Origin of the sequence: Fibrella arboris, from assembly GCF_041321095.1 — a bacterium.
GTDB lineage: Bacteria > Bacteroidota > Bacteroidia > Cytophagales > Spirosomataceae > Fibrella > Fibrella arboris.
This window is the reverse complement of the sequence record NZ_JBGGWE010000012.1, coordinates 107,812-127,552: the sequence shown is the minus strand read 5'-3', so window position 1 is coordinate 127,552 and position 19,741 is coordinate 107,812. Positions and strand designations below refer to the sequence as shown.

Genomic DNA, 19,741 nt, shown 5'->3' with positions numbered 1-19,741 from the left:
TTATTACGATTTGTCAGGCTCAAACAGGATCACCGTAGCCATATTACCCAACCGTTCGAAGCCCTGATCATGAGTAAGTATAGGCATGTCGAGTACAATGGCTGTAGCAGCAATTATGGAGTCGATCAATTTCATGCCGGTTGCCAATCTTACCTGGATCGCTTTTGCTTTTACCTGAGCGCTGAGATTAACTATTACGCAATCATCGATTAACTCTTGAGTGAGTAGACGCTGTGCCTTGCTCTGGTGTGGGCGGCAGAGCAGTTCCATTTCAGTCAACTCAGAGATAAACAATTGGCTGTTGGTCAGCAAAGCTATCACAGTAGGAGCCCCATTTTGCAGGTAGCCAACAGCGTTTGTATCAACTACGTACTGTTGCATGCTACTGATCGCTACGACTTTCGCGTTGGTAGACTAATGGGTCCTGCTCCCATTTTACCTTACCCGCATGTTTGCTGACGTCAAACGCTTTAGGCTCTTTTACCTTGCTAATTTGCTGTGTCACGTCAACGGGTGCGCTGCCTTTCTTTATTTTGATCGTCATTGGGCTGCGTGTTTAAAATCAGTTATATAACCTGTAACAAAGGTGGTGAATTCCCTAATGATATAAATACGCCTTCTCACCTCAACTGCTTTCCTAGAACCCAAGGAGCTATACCGCACCGAAACCATGCAGCAACGCCGCGCCGAAGACGACGAAGCCCGACAGAAGAAGCCGGTGAAGCCAAAGCGGAAGCCGTAAGCGGCGGCGCTCGTCCGTGATCAGGTACGTCCCTGCTTAGTCGACGGTGGCGTTCAGTTTATCCCGCACTGTCATCAGGGCAAAGCCTAACAGGTTCGTTCCCTGCCAGCGTGTTGGGTCGAGCGCAGCGGGGTCATCCTGTGCCAGGCCAATTCCCCAGATTGGATCAACGGGGCTGGCCTCAACAAGCACGCGATTGCCAGTACCAAGCAGGTACATTTTCAACTCATCATGCTGGCTAAACTTATGGAAATTACCGGTCACAACGAGGTCGAAGCAGGCCGCTTGCCATATATCGGCATCGAAACCACGTACACGGCGACCCAGTTTCTTGGCTTCGCCCGGTGTTTTGGCCGTCAGAATTTGACCGCGAATAGCTTCATCATTAAACAGCCGTGCTTTTTCGGCCATCATCCAGTGCTCGGCGGTGGCGTAATCAATTCCGTCGACTGTAAACGCCGACGGCCACCACTGGCTGAAGCAGCTTTTACCAATAAAACCCTCTCGTTCGGGACGATGCCCCCAGAAGAACAGGTATTTTACCGGCTTGCCCGTTCTGTGTTCGGCCAGTAGCCAGTCGAGGTTATAGGTCATTGTGTTGGTGCAGTTGCTGTCTGATTTCGGCCAGCGTTTGTTTACGTACCAGCTTTCCGTCCAGGAAAACAGTTTGTAGCAGGCCGGTTTGTTCGTCGGCCCAGGTACGTTGGTCATGCATCACCAGGCGGCCCTTCTCTTCCGTGACACACAGCAATCCTTTGGCCGATTTTTTGGTCCCGCTATCTGTTTTAGGGTCTTTAAAGATGTCGCGTCCTTCCCCGTTGACCTGCCCGTAGGTAGCCTTGACGGCAAACCCGAACGTGTCGCGGGTGACGTACTCGTAGGTGAACGAGCCAATGCCCAGCACCACGTTGACGGAGGCAAATCCTTTTTGCTTCAGTTGTTCCAGAATGAGTAGTTGTCGCTCAATGGTGATACTATCGCCGTAGATCAGCCCGATGTGGCTGTCGAGCAGTTTATAGCCTTTCCCGGTGATGGTGCCACCAAACGTTTCCCACAGACAGTCGATGGCCCCTCTGAACGCCGGACTGCCCGGCTCAGCTTCCGGGTCGCCGCAAATGATCTTGACCGGGTCACCCGAATCGGGCCGAATAACGACCTTTCCATCCCGGGCCAGGATATCGGCTTTCAGCCGGGGCAAGAACTCGGTAATGACCCGCCAGAAATCCCAGGTATCCGACACGATGGATACTACCCCGGCTGGATAGACCGCGGTGATCAGTCGCCGGAACGTAGCTATCTCACTATCTTTCAGGCCCATACACATGACCGAATGCTCCGTGGCCGGTACAGAACCACCCACCAGCTCCCGCTCGGCATCCGCGTCATAATAGGCTTCGAGAAAATCAATGGCGGGCACCGAATCCGTTCCGGTGAAGCTCAGCAGATGCCCTGCTCCACTCATGATCGCATCTTCGACGCCCGACATACCCCGCATGGAAAAGTCGTGCCCCTGCCAGCCTACGACGTCGCGGTTACCTACTGTCTCGTCAGCGTACCGGTCAAACACGCGGCGGTAGGTGAGCGCCGTGGTGGCCGAGGTGCAGGGCTTCCAGAGCACACAGGAAATCAGCGTTTCGAGGTAGTTGGTGAGCCAGAAGAAGTCCGGCTTTGTGTTCTTCATCGTCAGCATCGCCACTTTCAGCGGAACGCGCGTCCCTTCGGCTACCGCCTTTATTTCCAGCGGCAGGTAGCCCAGATCGTGTAAGGCCCCGATGTGCGCCACATCGATGGCGCCGGGGCCAAGGGCCGTATCCATCCGGCGCTGATACTGCGCCAGCACCTCTGCTTTCGGCCGACGGAAAAACCCGTCGTTCCACTGGTCGATCAGGTATTCCTGGACGAAGTATTGCAGGCCAAAAAATACGACCTCATCAGTGCCTGCCACGCGACTACTGCGGGGCGTCAGATTACTGTAGACCAGCTCGGTGCCATCAGGGTATTGCCGGCGGTGGTCTGCTTTATAAAAATCGATCAGCGTTAATGGATTCGTTCGCATGGCTGTGGCTGGTTAAAGCGTGATCAGGTTTTTCAGAGTAAGTTGAGTAAATGCGTTGGCGGGTGGCAGCGTAGAAAAGCTATCCGTGGTATACACCTGGTCGAGCACACTGGTGAGTGGCGCCAGGCCCTTACTGAAAATGCCGTGTGAAACAGCCAGCGAAACGCTCGCCGGATTCAGTTTACGGAGTTCGGCGGCGAGGCCCACAAACGTGCCGCCCCCATCGCAGATATCATCCACGATCAGGCAGTGTCGGCCAGTCAGGTCGTCGGCAAAGACGCGAAAACCGGTCAGGGCACCTGTCCGTACATCCCGCTCTTTATCGCAAACAACCACCGGCACACCGCCCAGCGCCGTAGAAAGCTTGTGTATCTTTTTCAATGCACCCGCATCCGGCGAAACAAGGCAAACCGATCCGGGATCAACCTGCGTCAGCACCTGCGCCACAAACGCCTGATTGGTCAGCACCTGTACCTTGTTCAACAGCGCGGGCGTTACGTCTGAATGCGGATCAAAGACATAGACCCGCTCGTATTGCTGCGCATTGATCAGGTCAGCATATACCCGGACGCTCAGGGGCTCCCCAGGCACCATCAGGCGATCCTGACGAGCCGCCGGGAAATAAGGCAGCAGAGCAGACAGGCGCTCGAAACCCGCCCGCCGAAGCGCATCCGTTGCCAGCAGCAACTGCATAAAATCAGCCGAACTGGCAATACGCTGCGTGATGAGCACGGGTGCAGGTACGTTACCGGGGGCGGGTAGATCCAGCTTGATATGCGGTTCTCCGCCACTAAAAGCAAAGGCGGAAAAGGCGATGGGTTCAGCGTCGGTCGGCGAAAAACCAGGTGACAGGTGTAACGCGAGCATATTTATTTTGTGTAAATTTTACGCAAACGTAATAAACCCTTACTGATCGCCAAAATATTTTGCGTAATTCTTACACAAAATAAATATAAAGGAGCATTACCTGATATCGAACAGGAACCCTTCCTGCCTGAAAGCATGGTAGCGCACTTGATCGAATGTGTAGAGAGAGGCCGGTCTGCCTTTGTCGGGCGACACCTTGTCGGGCAGTTCGATCAGGATACCGAAGCTGAGGAATTTCTTGCGGAAATTTCGCCGGTCGAAGGGTTTATTGAGGATGGTGGCGTAGAGGCGTTCGAGGTCACTGAACGGAAACTTTTCATCCAGCAAATTCAGGCCAATGGGCTCATAGGTCAGTTTACCCCGCAGTCGGGCTAAACCAGCCTGTACAATAGCGGCGTGATCGAAGGCCAGTTCGGGCAGGTCATTCACCGAAAACCAGGCTACATCCTGTGCGTCGGTGCTGGCCTGTATCTGAAAATCGGCTGGACGAACCAGCCCCATGTAGGCCACGCTGACAATGCGTTGGCGGGGGTCGCGCTCAACGGCACCGAAGGTATAGAGTTGTTCCAGGAAGTGGGTCTGAACGCCGGTCTCCTCACGTAGTTCCCGTTGAACGGCCGTTTCAAGCGCTTCATCAGGTAACACAAAACCGCCCGGCAAGGCCCATTGATCCCGGTAAGGATCATATTTGCGTCTGATAAGCAGGATAACTAGTTGGCCATCCCGGTAGCCAAAAACCACCGCATCGACGGTTAGTTTGATTGTGTTGTCAGGTACGTTCACGCAGGTAATGCCAGCTGGAAAGGTGTAAAGTACAACCTGGTCTGCATTGAATGACTACAGATGTGACTTCTAGTGAAAGTAGGTACGTTGAACCGGCTACTTTTTGCTAAACTGACTATTCGGAATTAGCTCCATATTCTTTGTAAATTAGATCGCTGCTTTACTTCATCCTGACAAATGGCACTTTACAACCTGCAAATCAACGGCCGATCGTATCGCGCCGACGTTGAACCTGATACGCCACTCCTGTGGGTGCTGCGCGATCACCTGGGCCTTGTTGGCACCAAATACGGCTGCGGCATTGCCCAGTGTGGGGCCTGTACCGTTCACCTCAACGGCGAAGCAACGCGCTCGTGTGTGTTGCCCGTTTCGGCCGTTGGCAAAGGGAAAGTCATTACCATCGAAGGCCTGTCGGCTACCGCTGGCGCAGGCACTATGCACCCGGTTCAGAAAGCGTGGGATACCGTCGACGTACCCCAGTGTGGCTATTGCCAGGCGGGACAGATTATGACCGCCGCGGCTTTTTTGAAGAAAACGCCCAAGCCAACGCCGGCCCAGATCGATGACGCCATGAGCGGCAACATTTGTCGGTGCGGCACCTACCACCGCATCCGGGAAGCGGTGCAACTGGCTGCCAATACCCCAGCTTCTACTCCGACCAGCTCAACTAAAAAGAAATAACCATGCAGACGATATCGAACGCAAGCCGCCGGAGCTTTCTGAAAGTGGTGGCCGCAGCCGGAGGCGGCTTATTTCTTGGATTCAACTGGACAGATGCCGATGCCGCCGTGGAGGCAGCCGCCACAGACGCTACGGCTGTGCCGGGCGTGGGCTTCAACAGCTACCTGTCTATCAACCCGCAGGGAATCATCACCATCATGTCGCCTAACCCCGAAGTGGGGCAGGGCATCAAAACGGCCTTTCCCATTGTAGTAGCCGAAGAGCTGGACGCCGACTGGAAAAACGTGATCGTAGAACAGGCCCCGCTCGACAATAAGCGGTTTGAACGGCAGGTGGCGGGGGGTAGTGGCTCAATCCCCCACTCGTGGACACGCCTCCGCAAGGCGGGCGCTACGGCCCGACAGATGCTCGTGGAAGCCGCCGCCAAACGCTGGAACGTACCTGTAGCCGAGTGTTCAACGGCGACTGGGTACGTCCTGCACACAGCCAGTAACCGCAGGCTCAGCTACGGTGAGCTGGCGACGGAGGCATCGCAGCTCCCCGTTCCAACCGATGTGAAGCTGAAAGACCACAAAGATTTCAAGCTGATCGGGCAAACGATCAAAAACGTCGACAATCCCGGTATCATCACTGGCAAACCCCTGTTTGGCCTCGATTTTTACCGCGAAGGCATGCTCGTTGCCATGTTGCAACGGCCCGCTTTCGGCTACACACTGAAGTCGTTCAACGAAGCGGCGATCAAGGCTATGCCCGGTATTACCGAGGTGTTCACCTTCGATAATAACGTGGCCATTGTTGGTAAGTCGACCTGGCAGGTGCGGAAGGCGAAGAACGCCCTGAACATTGACTGGACGAAAACCGATGCGGCGGAAAGCACCTCAGACCATAATCGGATTTTCACGGACTTGCTAACTTCCGCCAAAGCAACCGTCCGGCGGAAAGACGGCGACGTTGACGCGGCATTTAAAAGCGCAGCAAAGGTCGTGTCGGCGGAGTATCAGTGTCCGTTCCTGCCCCACAGCCCCATGGAGCCGATGAACTTCTTTGCGCACGTCAGGCCCGACGGTGTTGAACTGGTTGGCCCCACGCAGACGCCCGATCTGGCGCGTAACGAAACGGCCAAACTACTCGGCATCTCGCCCGATAAAGTGACTGTGCAGCTTACGCGCATGGGGGGTGGCTTCGGGCGTCGGCTTAAAGCAGACTACGCTATCGAGGCTGTTCAGGTATCGAAACGGGTCAATGCCCCCGTGAAGCTGATCTGGACCCGCGAAGATGATATGACGGGAGGCAGCTACCGACCAGCGGTGCGCTACCGGTTCGAGGCGGCGCTGGATGCCCAGGGCAACCTGATTGGCTATAAGCTGCGCGGAGCCAGTATCAACGAGGGCAACGCCACACGCGAAGACAATTTCCCCGCCGGTGCCGTAGATAACCTGCTGATCGAAAGCGCCGTCCATAAATCAGCTATTACGATAGGCCCCTGGCGGGCACCCATCACCAACTTCCTGGCCTTCGCCGAACAGTCGTTTCTCGATGAAGTAGCGCAGGCCGCCGGAAAAGACCCCGTACAGTTCCGCCTCGACCTGCTCGACAAGGCGAAGACGAAACCAGCCGGTCCGGTCAAGTACGACATCGACCGGATGAAAGCGGTGATCCAGCTCGCCGTGGAGAAATCGGGCTGGGGCACGAAAAAGAGCATCGACGGCAAGCCGGTAGCGCAGGGATTCAGCGTCTATTTTTCGCACCGGTCCTACGTGGCGCAGGTGGGTGAAGTGGTGATGCAGAAAGACAAACCCGTGTTGCAGAAAGTGTACGCCGCCGCCGACTGTGGCATTGTCATTAACCAGAGCGGGGCGCGGCAGCAGGTAACGGGGTGTATCGTGGATGGCATTGGCCACGCGATGTTTGGCAACATGACCTTTAAAGAAGGCGTACCTGACCAGAGCAATTTCAGCAATTACCGCCTGATTCGACTGAACGAGATTCCCGACGTGGAAGTCCACTTCGTTGACAACGGTATTGACCCCACGGGCCTTGGTGAGCCATCCTTACCCCCCGCCGGAGCCGCCGTTGCCAATGCCATCTTCAAAGCCAGTGGCAAGCGGGTGCGCAACCAGCCGTTTATCGAAGACGCCGTGTTTAAGAGCGTATTATAAAAAATAGTTTACCGTTTGCTGTTTACCGTTTTCTGTTGCGCTGCCAGATCCAAAAATTGGCTTATAGGCAGCGCAACAGAAAACGGTAAACTATTTTTATGCCATGAAATCACCCGCTTTTCTTCGGCATCCGCTGGCTTTTCTGCTGTTTGGCTCCGTAGCGGCCTTTTGCACCTACACCTGCATGTATGCCTTTCGAAAAGGGATCACAGCCGTTTCGTTCGAGGGCATGGCCTACGCCGGTATCAGCTACAAAAGCTGGCTGGTGATTGCGCAGGTATTCGGCTACGCCATGTCGAAACGCATCGGTATCAAAGTCGTTTCGGAGATGACCCCGGCGCGGCGAGTGCTGAGCATCCTGGCCTTTGTTTCGTTTGCCCTGGTTGCGTTACTCGGTTTTGCGCTCGTGCCTGCCCCCTGGAACATCGTTTTTCTCTTCCTGAATGGCCTGCCGCTGGGTATGGTCTACGGCACGGTACTGGGTTTTCTGGAAGGCCGTCGGCAAACCGATGCCCTGGTGGCGGGGCTTACCGCTTCGTTTATCTTCGCTTCCGGTTTCGTTAAAACTGTAGCCCTCACCATCCGTCGCGACTGGGGTATTTCGGAATACTGGCTACCGTTCGTGACAGGCCTGTTGTTTGTGCTGCCCATGTTGCTGGCCTTATACGCGCTCTCGCTCCTGCCCCCGCCTACCAGCGAAGACCGCACTCTGCGCACCACCCGGCAACCGATGGATGCCAGCGAACGACGTATTTTTATACGCACCTTCGCCACTGGCCTCGTTCCCTTTATTGCTTCCTACGTGCTCCTGACAGCCTTCCGTGATTTCCGCGACAACTTCGGGCCGGAGATCATCAAGTCGCTGGGCATTACCGATCTGGCGGTGTTTGCCCAGACCGAAACCATCGTGGCGCTGGGCATTCTACTGTTGATGGGTAGTATTCAGCTCGTGCGCGACAACAACAAGGCGTTTCAGCTGATCAATGTGGTGATGATTGGCTCGGTGGTCATGATCGGGCTGAGCACGTGGCTATTTCAGCAGGGTATGCTCTCGCCGGGCGTCTGGTATACGCTCATGGGCCTGGGGCTTTACGGTGCCTACGTACCCTGCAATGGCCTCTTTTTCGAGCGATTTGTGGCCTCGTTCCGGTACGTCAGCACGGTGGGCTTCATTGTCACCCTCGCCGATTTCTACGGTTACCTGGGCAGCGTGGGTGTGTTGCTCTACAAGAATTTCGGCCAAAGCAACGTCAGCTACCTCGACTTCTTCATCTACGGCGCCTATGCGCTTTCCATCGCTTACTCCCTGTTAATGGCAATCTCCTACCGGGCCTTCTGGCGCATGGGAAAGGAAAGGCAGGTCGCGATAAGTGTGTGAGGGGTGCTGTTGTGTGTTGCTTCGCGCTGTAGGCCCTTCAACCGCGGCGCGAAGCAACACACAACAGCACCCCCGCTACACCCCAAATCGCTTCACGGATTCTTCGGCGTAACCGGCGCTGGAAGACATGCCTTTGCCGCCAATGCCAGTGATGATGTGGATATAGTCGTTGACGGAATGCTCGAAAATCTCGCTAGGCGTCTGGGCGTAGAACCCAGCCCACCGGCGACTGATCTGATCGACGGGGAAGGTGACAATGCGGCGGGCTTCGGCCAGAATCAGGTCATCGATGGCGTCGTGCGTATCGAAACCGAGATCATCGACCTGCGTCGCTGGCGCGTATTCGTGTGAGTCGCCGATGATGATCGAGCCATCTGTAGCCTGCTTGAACAGGACGTGAATGCCCCACTTTTTCAGTTCCAACAGTTCGTTGGGCGTCGATATACTGGCGAAGGATGAACACTCGGCGAAAGCTTCGTAGCGGCGGATGGTCAGGCCCGTCAGGATGTTGCCCGGCATAGCTACCTGCGGCATGGGAGCGGTCTGCAACATCTGCAACTTGCTCACTACCAGCCCACTTTCGGCAAAGATATCAGGGTAGAGCATTCGGAATTCACTGCCGCTGCAAATCAGTACCTGCTGTGCCTGAAACCGCGTTTTGTCGGCCAGCGTAATAATCGCCCCGTTATAATTCGCCTGACAGTCGACCACGGCGGCATTGGCCAGGTACGTTACACCGTATTTTTTCTGAACGTACCCAATCAGCTGATGAATCATCCGGTCGGGCTCAACACTGACTTCGTCGGGAAAGAACAGCGCACCACGGACGTAGTTGGGCCGGAGCATGGGGTAACGGGCCAGCACCTGCGCTTTCGACAGCAGTTCGCAAGGGTACTGATCGGCCCGGCGGCGGTCGAAAAGCTCATGGGCCAGTAGCCACTCGTCCTCATCGGAAGCCACGTAGATAGAGCCATTCTGCCGAACGGTTATATCGTGTTCAGCCTGAATCGTGCGGTACAGTTCCAGGCTCCGTCGCCCGTAGTCGAACCACCGCCCCGACAAGCCGGACGGCACTACCTGCCCGAAATTACGGACGGTCGCGCTTTGGGGTCGATTGTCTTTTTCGAGCAGCAAAACACGTTTGCCCGCCCGCGCCGCATGATACGCATGGAACGTACCCAGCGCACCCGAGCCAATAATGATGAGGTCGTAGAAAGCCATGTACTTGTAGCACCGGAGCTCCAGCTTCGGTGGTTAAAACCGGTCAATCACGACCGAAGCTGGAGCTTCGGCACTACAGGGCTACAACTACATCAGGTCCCGCAGTTCAGCCAGCGAGCCGATCAGCCGGTCGTGTGGGTACGTGATCAGTTGCTCGCGGGAATGGGTGCCGTTGGTAACGCCGAGGTTCAGGCCAACGCCTGCTGCCCGGCCACTCAGCAAATCAGACGGGGTGTCGCCAACGTTGACAACGGCTTCAGGGTTGGTGACACCAAGCAGGTGCATGGCCTTCTGAATCATCAACGGCTCAGGACGACCATGCGGCACTTCATCAGACGCAATCGACGCCTGAATGATCGTTTGCGGCGTACCAACGTACCCAGCGTCGAGGCCAGTCAGCCAGCCAAGTTTCTTCAGAATGATGTCAGTCACTTTTCGGTAGAAACCGGTGGTCAGCGCAATGGCGATACCCTGTTCATGCAGGAAGGCGAACGTATCCAGACAGCCCGCCGTGGGCGTGATGTCGTGGGTCAGGTAGTGGTTTTCCAGCACCTCGGTGAATCGCTGGTACGACGTGTCGACATGAGGGGTCAACTCGGCACTGTCAGCACCAAGCAACTCCCCCCAAAGCGTTTCGAACACGTGCCGTTTCGATAAGCCCTGCATGGCCAGAATACGCTCGGCACTGACCGTCAGCCCAGTTTGGGCCGCGGCTTCGGCGAAGCATTGTTCCACTTCGTGCTGGTCGGTCACGGTAGTGCCGGCCATGTCGAAAACGACGAGTCGATAAGCGTTCATGGTAGGAAACAGGTGGCTTTTCTGCGCGAAGCCACGCAGGGCCAAACCTACGGAAACGGCGCTTCAGGTACGTTACGAAGGTGTTAAATTCGAGTAGATGGCATCACGTTCCGGTAACGCCCGCAAAAAAGCAGCAATGGCGGCATTCACGGCAGCGGGCTCTTCCACACTCGACGAATGCCCCGCCCGGGGAATGTGAACAAGTGTTGACCCACCGATTTTTTCGTGGATCCGGCGGGCTTTTTCGGGCACAGTGGCCACATCTTCGTCGCCCACCAGAATCAGCGTGGGTACGTTGATCTGGCCCAGTTCAGCCCGGACGCCCTGTCTGTCGATAACCCCGTTGACTGCTCTGGTGATCGACCGTCGGTTCTTCGTCAGTTCACCTTCCCACGTTTTTCGGTCAGCGGTGCGAGCAGGATTCGTCAGGAACGATTGGCTGAACATGATCTTCATCACCGGCTTCACCACGGCCCAGACGCCCACCCAGCGCACCACAGTACACAGGAGTCGGTACTTGCCTTTGTTTTCTTCCGGTTCAGGATCAGCGGTGGTTTCCATCAAGATCAGTGACCGGATCAGGTCGGGGCGTCGGGCCGCCAGCCGCATGCCTACAAACCCGCCCATCGACAGGCCGGCAAAGTGGCATGGGCCCAGGCGAAGCCCTTCCAGCAACGACACCGCATCATCGTATACGGTATCCATGTCATAATCAGCGTCGGGCACAGCGCTCTGTCCCTGACCCCGGTGGTCATACGTCACTACGCGATAGCGCTGCCGGAAAGCCACTACCTGATCGGCAAACATGCGGCCACTCCACAGCAATCCGTGCGAAAAAACGATGGTCTCCGGCATCAGATCGTCGGAGAGCGGCTCGTGCATATCGTAGTAAAGGTCTACGCCAGATTGGGTCCTGAAGAGCGGCATAGGGGCGAGATGGGTAGAAATTAGGCATTTCGCCTCGCGTTGACACGCTGTGGTGCTCCGTACTGTAGGCCCCGCAGCCGAAATCAATACACACCAGCAAAAGGCATCTCAATCAGCGCGGCGAGCACCTACATAAACGAACTCATCGAAGACTCGTTGGCGAGTTCTTCGGCATGCTCTTTTCCGAGGTACTTATCGATCACGTTATGCGCCAGGTACAGCAGCGGTGTGAGCAGAATAGCCGTCGTGGCTTTGTAGAGGTAATTGATGATGCCAACGGCAATCACCTGCGCGATGGACCAATTACCGAACACGTAGAAGGCGATGCCCAGCACCACAAACGAGTCGATCAGCTGCGACACCAGCGTTGAGCCGGTGGCCCGCAGCCAGATCTTTTTGCTGCCCGTAATGCCGCGCAGGTACTGAAACACCGACGCATCGAGAATCTGCCCGATCAGAAAGGCCGTAAGCGACCCGATGATGATGCCCAGCCCCTGCCGGAAAATCATCTGGAAGGCATTGTCGATATTGATCGGGTTGCCCGCACCGTCTTTCGCGTTTACGTCGAGCCAGAACTGGGCTGGGGGCAGCGTGGTGACGGCGTAGATGATCAGGAAGCTGTAGGCGACGAAGCCGGCGGTCAGGAAGGAAATGCGCCGAACGCCCGCTTTCCCGAAATATTCGTTGATAATGTCGGACGTGATGAACACGAATGGCCAGATAACCGCCCCGGCAGTCAGGTTAAAGTCTAGAGCAGCGGCTCCCGAAATAAAATCGCCGAACAGGTGAATCTGAGCGGGTTTCAGCCCCAGGGTGGTTTCGCCCGAAAAGATCTTGACACCGATAATCTCGGCAATGATGGCATTGACCAGGAAGACCGCGCTCAGGAAAATGTAGAGGTTTGTACCGCGCCGGCGGACCGGCTTGTTGGTAAACGAGTAGGAAGGCATAGCAGACGTTGGTAGGTGGTTGTAGAGCCGCAGATAACGCGGCTCTACGCATGCGTCAGCAATATACAACTCACCCCTCCAATCCCATATAACTCAACTTCAGTATGTAGTAGGGCTACTCTGCGAACGTACATAGTGACCAACCTGCCTACAACAAGCGGTTTGCCCAACTCACCACGGACTGATGCCCGTTTCCGGCGCATTGTCATCACTGTAGAACTGCCCCGTTGGCCCGTCGGGACCCAGCACGGCGGCTTTGACTACTCTGGCGGCGGCATCGGGCACGGTTCCGGGGCCGGAATGACCATTGAAGTCAGTGGCGGTATAGCCCGGATCAACGGCGTTGACCTTGAACGGCGTGTCGCGCAGTTCATAAGCCAGCACGATGGTATAGGCGTTGAGCGACGCCTTCGACGCCACATAATAAGCGGGCTTGACGGCGTAATATTTCCAGGTCGGGTCGCTATGCAGGGTCAGCGATCCCAGTCCCGAGGTAACGTTAACGATCCTCGGCTCCGTCGACTGCCGTAGTAAATCCAGAAACGCCTGCGTAACCTCGATGACGCCGAAGAAATTGGTGTCGAATACCTGCCGTGCCACGCTGCTGGCCGTGCTAGCCGCCGGTTGTGGCGGCCCATCGCCGCTAATACCAGCGTTATTGATCAAGACATCGAGCACAGCGGTTTTCTGACCAAGCGCTTCACGGGCCGCTTTGATGGAATCAGGATTATCTACGTCAATCACGATCGGTTCAACGCTGGTAAAGCCCTCGGCCTTTAGCTGGTCGGCGGCCTGCTGCCCCTTCTGGTCATCCCGGCTACCCAGATACACAAAATAGCCTTGCTGTAGCAACTGCCGGGCGGTTTCAAATCCGATGCTTTTGTTGGCTCCGGTTATCAATACTGTTTTCATGGTTCAGCGGTTTGTTTGTGAAGGCAAAATTACCGCACCCTGGGTCGGCAGCTGAAACACATTTCGCGGTACTACTGGTACATTTCGCGGATCGAGGCCCGGTACTCTGCCGGTGTGATACCGGTTTCTCTTTTGAAGAAGCGATTGAAGTACGAAGCATCTGAAAAGCCGAGGTCGAAGGCTATTTCTTTCAGTGGCTGTTGGGTATGAAAGAGCAACCGCCGGGCTTCCAGCACCAGGCGCTCGTGGATATGTGTGATGGCCGATCGGCCGCTTTGGGCTTTCACTACCTCGCTCAAGTACCCGGCCGATACGTTGAGCAATGACGCGTACGCACTCACCTGATGCAGCTCACGGAAGTGTTCATCGATCTTCGCCTGGTAATTGGTCAGCAACAGCTTGTCGGTAGAAAATGGGACATTCTCATACTGCTCTGTGTACAGTCGGCTCAGGTACGTTAGCAACACTGTCAGGTAGGCGGTCAGCATGCGTTGCTGCCAGTCGCTGAAGGTTTTGTATTCCGCTGCTATCCTGGCAAGAATGTCCTCAACAAAGTCAATATCAGCCTGCGAAAGCTGTAATTCGTGACCACGGTGCGGGTTCTGAATGATCGGCAGTTTGCTCAATGACGCATTTTCCTGAAACGACAGAAACTCCTTCGTGAACGCAATACCCGTGCTCCACAACTGGTTAACCTCTTCTTTTACGATCAGATCACCGGGAGCCGAAAAGTAGATGGTGTTGTCTTGCAGCACATAAGGCGTCATATCGATCCACTGTCGGGTGCAGGCCTTCCTGATGAAAACAAACAGGTAATGGTCTTTCCGGTGTGGAATCAGCAACTCGGCCTGATTGGGTAGATCCCCTTCGAACTGATAAACTTTAAACTGTTTGTCCGTCGTTACCTCGTCTGGCTCTAACGAATAAACAGGCACTTGCTGGCGGTCGTTGAGTATGTTCATGATTGACGGCATTTCAAGCCTTTTTAGTTTCTGCTCCAGGTTGCTGTCGCGGAGTCGAAGGGCTATGCGACAGCAACCTGGAGCAGAAACTAAAAATTAGCTACAATTCCTCTTATTCACTCCGTAACACTTCAAGCGGCGGGCGGCTCACCACATCGCGGCTGTTGAACAAGCCGATGAGCATGGTCAGGCCGGTGACGGTGCCCACGACCGCCAACAGGGGCCATACGCTGGGCGCATAAGGCATCTCGAACACGTATCTGGCCAGCACCCACGTACCCAGTACCGACAAGATGATGCCCGACAGTGACGCCAGCAGCCCCAGCAAGCTGTATTCAACCAGGGTGATGCGCAGAATCTGGTTGCGGCTGGCGCCGAGTGTCCGCAGCAGCACGCTTTCCTGCATACGCTGGTACTTGCTGATCACGACCGAACTGCTCAGGACCAACAGGCCCGTCAGGATACTGAACAGGGCCATGAACCGGATCACAAACGAGATTTTGCTCAGAATATCGTCCAGCGTTTTCAGGATCAGGCCGAGGTCGATGGCCGACACATTGGGGAATTTGGTAACCAGTGCGCGCTGGAACGTGGCCGATGTGGCGGTGTTGGGTACGCGGGTCATCAGCACGCTGAACTGCGGTGCCTGCTCCAGTACGCCATTGGGAAACACCACCAGGAAATTGGTTTGAACCCGGTTCCAGTCTACCGTCCGGGTGCCGCCGACGGTGGTTTCGATGGGTGCGCCCTGTACGTTGAACGTCAGTTTATCGCCCACTTTCAGGTGCAGCCGTTTCATGAAATCATCTTCAAATGAAACAGCCGGAACGCCATCGACCATCACGGGCGCTTTGCCTGAACTGAGTTTTTCCGACGAAATCAGCGAGTCGCGGTAGGTGACGCGGTATTCGCGGTTCAGGGCCCATTCAGGAATATGCAGCGAGGTATCCTTCCGAATCGCTGCCATGCCCCGCCCGTTGATACTTTCGAGCCGCATGGTTACGATAGGCACCTGTTGCATTACGGGTAGTCCCGATTGCTTCACCAGATCGCGCACGCCCGCCGTTTGCTCGCGCTGAATGTCGAACAGCACCATGTTGGGCTGCTGCCCACTCGCCGAAAACTGCACCCGACCCAGCAACAGCGTTTGCGTAAGGTATAGCGTGGTGATCAGGAACGCGCCCAGGCCAATAGACACCAGCAGAATCAGCGTCTGGTTTTGGGGACGATACAGATTAGCGAGGCTCTGCCGCCACACGAAACTCCACGAACGCGGAAAGAAACGACGAACCACAGCCATGAGCGCCAGCCCCATCCCCGTCAGCACCAGAAAACTCACGGCCATACCGGCAGTAAAGCCCCCCGCCAGTTTCCAGTCGCGGGTTTGCCAGTAAGCGAAGCCAAACACAAACAGGGCAATCAGGCCGAAAACGACCCACCGCAACGGATCACGCCCCGACACGTCGGCTTCCAGTGAGGCGCGTAGGGTGCGTAAGGGCGATATTTTACGGATCAGCAACAAGGGCAACGCGGCAAATAACAGGGCAATCAGCAAGCCGGTGAGGATACCCTGCCCGATAGCCGGCCAGGAAATGGCAACGCTTACTTCAACAGGCAGGAACGAACCAAAGACAAGCGGCATCAGCCATTGCAACAAGGAGCCCAACGCAGCCCCCAGCATAGCACCACCGAGGCCCATCACGGCCGTTTGCACCAGAAAGATCAGGAACGCCTGCCAGCCGCTGGCGCCTAACGTTCGCAGGATGGCTACCGACGTAATCTTCTCTTTTACATAGAGTTGGACCGCACTGGCCACACCCACACAACCCAACAGCAAGGCTACGAACGACACCAGATTCAGGAAGCGGGTCAGGTCGGCAAAGGCACGGCCGGTCTGGCGTTTCCGATTTTCGACGGTGTCACTGTTCAGTCCGGCTTTATCCAGGGTTGGCTCGAGGCGTTTTACCAACGCCGGTACGTCGGTGTTAGTGGCGAACTTATAGTAGTATTTGTAGTTGACGCGGCTGCCTTTCTGCACCAGTCCGGTCTGGTTCAGGTACGTTGCCGGTACGAATACCGTGGGGGCTACCGCCGCCGTAGCTGCCGTAGCGCCGGGCGTTTTCAGCACGCGCCCGGCCACCCGAAACGTCACCTCACCCACCCGCACCGAATCGCCCACGTTGGCACCGAACTGCACGAGCAACGCATCATCCACCAGGGCTACCCGTTCGTTGTTCGTTCGGAACTGCGCAATGGCCGAAGCGGGCTGCACCTCCCACGTGCCGTAGTACGGGAAACGACCTTCCAGCGCCTTCACCTGCGCCAGCCGAACCCCACCCGATCGGGGGAAGAGCACCATCGAGGCAAAGGCCGTTTCGCTACTGCGCTCAGCACCAATACCCTGTAACAGGTTTTTTGTTTTCTGCGATGGAGCCGCCGACGCCGTTACGGTCAGGTCGGCCCCTAATAATTCCTGCGCCTGCTCGTCGATGCTCCGGGCCAGGTTATCGCCAAACGAGTTGATCGCCACCAGCGCAGCAATGCCCAGCACAATGGCCGACATAAACAGCAACAGCCGCTGCCGGCTCCGCCGACTATCGCGCCAGGCAGTATTTAGGATGAAGTTCATAAAAGAAGGGGAGGAAAGGGGGAATGGAGAAAAGGAGGAAGGAGAAAAGGGAGGAGGGAGGAGTTGGCTGTTTTAGCTTTTTTCCATTCTCCTTTCTCCCTTTTCTCCTTCCTCCTTCTCTCCCCTCCTCCCCCTTTCTTCCACTACATGCCCGCCGCGGATGCGGATCATGCGCTGCGTTTTGGCGGCCAGCTCCAGATCGTGGGTGACGATGACAAGCGTCGTGCCGGCCTCGCGGTTCAGGTCGAACAGCAGGTTTTCGACGGTGATACTGGTGTCTTCGTCGAGGTTTCCGGTAGGCTCATCGGCAAACAGAATGGCCGGCCGGTTCGAGAAGGCCCGCGCCAGCGACACCCGTTGCTGCTCCCCGCCCGACAGTTGCAGCGGATAATGATGACTACGATCGGCCAGACCCACCCGTCCCAGCAGGTCGCGGGCAATGCGTTCGGCCCCGCGGGTTCCCCGCAGTTCGAGCGGTACCATCACGTTTTCGAGGGCTGTCAGCGTGGGCAGTAACTGGAAGTTCTGGAAGATGAAGCCGACGTGCTGGTTGCGTACTGCCGCCCGCTGATCTTCGTTCAGGTTGTCGAGCTGTACGCCATTCAGCCACACGCTGCCCGACGAGGCCCGGTCGAGACCCGCACAGAGGCCCAGCAGTGTGGTTTTACCACTACCGCTGGGGCCAACAATGGCGAAGCTATCACCGGCTTGTAAGTCAAAAGAAACGTCGTGTAGAACGGTCAGGGTCTGGCCTGCACTCTGGTAGGTCTTCGTCAGGTGGTCAACGCGTAAACTCATAGATCAGGTTGTATCAGGTACGTTGGGCAACGGGCTACGTACCTAGCCATAACCACGCTGGCTCTATTTTCGTCACGGCAAGCCGACAGAAATGGGCGGATCGGTTTCAATACGGTATCATCGGCAAATTGTATATTCTGCGTAGCCCCCCGCCGGAAGGCCGACAAACAAATAAACAGGACTGCCTCTGCCGAACAGAATCCTGTTTATCTTGGCAGTCCTGTCAACGAAAAACTGATCTACACCTCTCTATCCCTCCTTTACACGATGCATGAATACGTTTTACTGGCCCTGGGCTTTCTGCTAACGATGGCGTTGCTGGCTACGCTGGCCCATCGGCTCCAGATTCCCACGCCCATCTTTCTGGTCGTGGGCGGCCTACTTGTCAGCCTCATTCCGGGTGTGCCCCGCATTGACCTTGAACCCGACCTGATTTTTCTGGTTTTTCTTCCGCCACTCCTTTACGAAGCAGCCTGGTTCACGTCGTGGCGCGAGCTTTGGCGCTGGCGGCGCATTGTGCTGGTGCTGGCGTTCGGACTGGTTATTCTGACCGCCACTGCCGTTGCCTACACGGCCTACTGGTTCATTCCGGGCTTCACCCTGGCGCTGGGCTTTCTGTTGGGGGGCATCATTTCGCCGCCCGATGCCGTGGCCGCTACGTCGGTGTTGCGTGGCGTAGACGTACCCAAAAGCAGTATCAATATTCTGGAAGGCGAGAGCCTGATCAATGATGCCGCCAGTTTGATCGTGCTTCAGTTTGCACTCAACAGCATTGAAACAGGCACGTTCGTTTGGCAGCAAGTGGCCGTTTCGTTTGTCCTCGTCACCCTGATTGGGGCGGGCGTCGGGCTGGGCGTAGCACTTGTTTTCTACTGTATGCACCGCTGGCTTCCCCTTCAGTTGCGCATCAGTGTATTGCTCACGCTGCTGGCGCCCTACACCATGTACCTGGCCGCCGAGCAGTTCCACGGGTCAGGTGTAATCGCTGTGGTGAGCGGCGGGCTATTCCTGTCTACCCGAAGCCACCGGCTTTTTAATCATTCCGAACGGCTTCAGAACACGTCGATGTGGGCTACCGTTATTTTTATCATCAATGGCGTTGTCTTCATGGTGATCGGCCTTGAATTGCCTGTCATTCTCGACGAGCTGAAAAGCGACTCCTTCTCACTGGCCCAATCCATCGGGTACGGATTGCTCATGTCGGCGCTGGTGATCGTGGTGCGGCTGGTCTTTTCGCTGGCAGCGTCGGTCTTCACCGATTTTGCCGGGCGGTTCATCACGGTAACCGTGCGGAACGTGGGCTGGCGCGGGCCGGTGGTACTGGGTTGGGCCGGTATGCGGGGGGTGGTATCCCTGGCGGCGGCGCTGTCTGTCCCGTTGCTCCTGGCGAACGGCACGCCGTTTCCGCACCGGCCGTTGTTGTTGTTCATCACCTTCATTGTCATTCTGGTTACGCTGGTGGTTCAGGGCCTGACACTGCCTGTGCTGGCCCGCTGGGTACGTCCCAAAGAGTTACTCGAACGGATTCCGGAGAACGAGCAGGAAGCAACCATCAAACGACAGCTTCAGGCAGCGGCCCTGCGCGAGTTAACCCAGCATTACCCAAACGACATTGCCAACAATCCGCTGTTGACCGACCTGAAACAACGACTCGAAGGCATCATATTTGCCACTCAACTATCTGATTCTGAAGAAGATCAGCAGTTATTGGCTATGTACCGCGAAGCACGGGACCGGATGCACCTGGCCAAACGTAATGAGCTGATGCGACTGGCCAGACAGGCAGAGATTGACAAGGAGATTTTGATGAAAGCCGAAGCGCAACTGGATCTGGAAGAAGAAAAAATTGACCACCCCATGCGGTAGTGCTGATTCGTC

The 19,741-nt window shown here is 56.1% G+C and carries 18 protein-coding genes; 4 read left to right on the top strand and 14 right to left on the bottom strand.

The genetic code is table 11. The annotated features are described in order from the left end of the window. Positions 1–3: 3 nt before the first annotated feature. The 6 genes from ACAW75_RS20025 to ACAW75_RS20000 all read right to left on the bottom strand — a co-directional run bounded on the left by ACAW75_RS20025 (position 4) and on the right by ACAW75_RS20000 (position 4,448). Positions 4–381, bottom strand: a complete 378-nt coding sequence (locus tag ACAW75_RS20025) for a PIN domain-containing protein (protein ID WP_370730523.1) — start codon at positions 379–381, stop codon at positions 4–6. Position 382: 1 nt separating this feature from the next. Continuing rightward, positions 383–544 (bottom strand): hypothetical protein, encoded by a 162-nt coding sequence (locus tag ACAW75_RS20020; RefSeq protein ID WP_370730521.1) that lies wholly within the window; start codon positions 542–544, stop codon positions 383–385. A 234-nt stretch (positions 545–778) separates the two neighbouring features. Then, positions 779–1,336 (bottom strand): riboflavin biosynthesis intermediates N-glycosidase, encoded by a 558-nt coding sequence (gene ybiA, locus ACAW75_RS20015; RefSeq protein ID WP_370730520.1) that lies wholly within the window; start codon positions 1,334–1,336, stop codon positions 779–781. Beyond that, positions 1,326–2,798: a nicotinate phosphoribosyltransferase gene (locus ACAW75_RS20010; RefSeq protein ID WP_370730519.1), complete on the bottom strand. Its 1,473-nt coding sequence runs from the start codon at positions 2,796–2,798 to the stop codon at positions 1,326–1,328. The genes ybiA and ACAW75_RS20010 overlap by 11 nt, the downstream gene beginning before the upstream one ends. Positions 2,799–2,810: 12 nt before the next feature. After that, positions 2,811–3,665 (bottom strand): ribose-phosphate diphosphokinase, encoded by an 855-nt coding sequence (gene prs / locus ACAW75_RS20005; protein ID WP_370730518.1) that lies wholly within the window; start codon positions 3,663–3,665, stop codon positions 2,811–2,813. Between the two features lie 96 nt (positions 3,666–3,761). Beyond that, entirely contained in the window at positions 3,762–4,448 is a 687-nt protein-coding gene (locus ACAW75_RS20000) for an NUDIX hydrolase (protein ID WP_370730517.1), read from the bottom strand. A 177-nt stretch (positions 4,449–4,625) separates the two neighbouring features. Here ACAW75_RS20000 and ACAW75_RS19995 point away from each other — a divergent pair, with 177 nt between their 5' ends. The 3 genes from ACAW75_RS19995 to ACAW75_RS19985 all read left to right on the top strand — a co-directional run bounded on the left by ACAW75_RS19995 (position 4,626) and on the right by ACAW75_RS19985 (position 8,666). Next, positions 4,626–5,129, top strand: a complete 504-nt coding sequence (locus tag ACAW75_RS19995) for a (2Fe-2S)-binding protein (RefSeq protein ID WP_370730516.1) — start codon at positions 4,626–4,628, stop codon at positions 5,127–5,129. Between the two features lie 2 nt (positions 5,130–5,131). After that, on the top strand, positions 5,132–7,288 hold the full coding sequence (locus ACAW75_RS19990) for a xanthine dehydrogenase family protein molybdopterin-binding subunit (protein ID WP_370730515.1): 2,157 nt from the start codon (positions 5,132–5,134) through the stop codon (positions 7,286–7,288). Positions 7,289–7,391: 103 nt separating this feature from the next. Then, a complete protein-coding gene (locus ACAW75_RS19985; RefSeq protein WP_370730514.1) occupies positions 7,392–8,666 on the top strand; it encodes a DUF5690 family protein in 1,275 nt (424 codons plus the stop codon). Positions 8,667–8,741: 75 nt separating this feature from the next. On the opposite strand, the gene ACAW75_RS19980 is transcribed toward ACAW75_RS19985, so the two are convergent. The 8 genes from ACAW75_RS19980 to ACAW75_RS19945 all read right to left on the bottom strand — a co-directional run bounded on the left by ACAW75_RS19980 (position 8,742) and on the right by ACAW75_RS19945 (position 17,863). Further along, entirely contained in the window at positions 8,742–9,887 is a 1,146-nt protein-coding gene (locus ACAW75_RS19980; protein ID WP_370730513.1) for a TIGR03364 family FAD-dependent oxidoreductase, read from the bottom strand. A gap of 87 nt (positions 9,888–9,974) precedes the next feature. Beyond that, positions 9,975–10,685 carry an HAD family hydrolase gene (locus tag ACAW75_RS19975; RefSeq protein WP_370730512.1) on the bottom strand — a complete coding sequence of 237 codons (711 nt, stop codon included), beginning with the start codon at positions 10,683–10,685 and terminating at the stop codon, positions 9,975–9,977. A 72-nt stretch (positions 10,686–10,757) separates the two neighbouring features. After that, on the bottom strand, positions 10,758–11,612 hold the full coding sequence (locus ACAW75_RS19970) for an alpha/beta fold hydrolase (protein ID WP_370730511.1): 855 nt from the start codon (positions 11,610–11,612) through the stop codon (positions 10,758–10,760). A 128-nt stretch (positions 11,613–11,740) separates the two neighbouring features. After that, positions 11,741–12,562: a queuosine precursor transporter gene (locus tag ACAW75_RS19965; protein ID WP_370730510.1), complete on the bottom strand. Its 822-nt coding sequence runs from the start codon at positions 12,560–12,562 to the stop codon at positions 11,741–11,743. Between the two features lie 171 nt (positions 12,563–12,733). Further along, positions 12,734–13,474, bottom strand: a complete 741-nt coding sequence (locus ACAW75_RS19960) for an SDR family oxidoreductase (RefSeq protein WP_370730509.1) — start codon at positions 13,472–13,474, stop codon at positions 12,734–12,736. Positions 13,475–13,545: 71 nt separating this feature from the next. Further along, positions 13,546–14,436, bottom strand: coding sequence for an AraC family transcriptional regulator (locus tag ACAW75_RS19955; RefSeq protein ID WP_370730508.1), 891 nt, complete (start codon positions 14,434–14,436; stop codon positions 13,546–13,548). 112 nt (positions 14,437–14,548) lie between these two features. Further along, entirely contained in the window at positions 14,549–17,065 is a 2,517-nt protein-coding gene (locus ACAW75_RS19950; RefSeq protein WP_370730507.1) for an ABC transporter permease, read from the bottom strand. A 72-nt stretch (positions 17,066–17,137) separates the two neighbouring features. Continuing rightward, positions 17,138–17,863 (bottom strand): ABC transporter ATP-binding protein, encoded by a 726-nt coding sequence (locus ACAW75_RS19945; protein ID WP_370730506.1) that lies wholly within the window; start codon positions 17,861–17,863, stop codon positions 17,138–17,140. Between the two features lie 267 nt (positions 17,864–18,130). Between ACAW75_RS19945 and ACAW75_RS19940 the strand changes: the two genes are divergently transcribed. Further along, a complete protein-coding gene (locus ACAW75_RS19940) occupies positions 18,131–19,729 on the top strand; it encodes a Na+/H+ antiporter (RefSeq protein ID WP_370730505.1) in 1,599 nt (532 codons plus the stop codon). Positions 19,730–19,741: the final 12 nt, after the last annotated feature.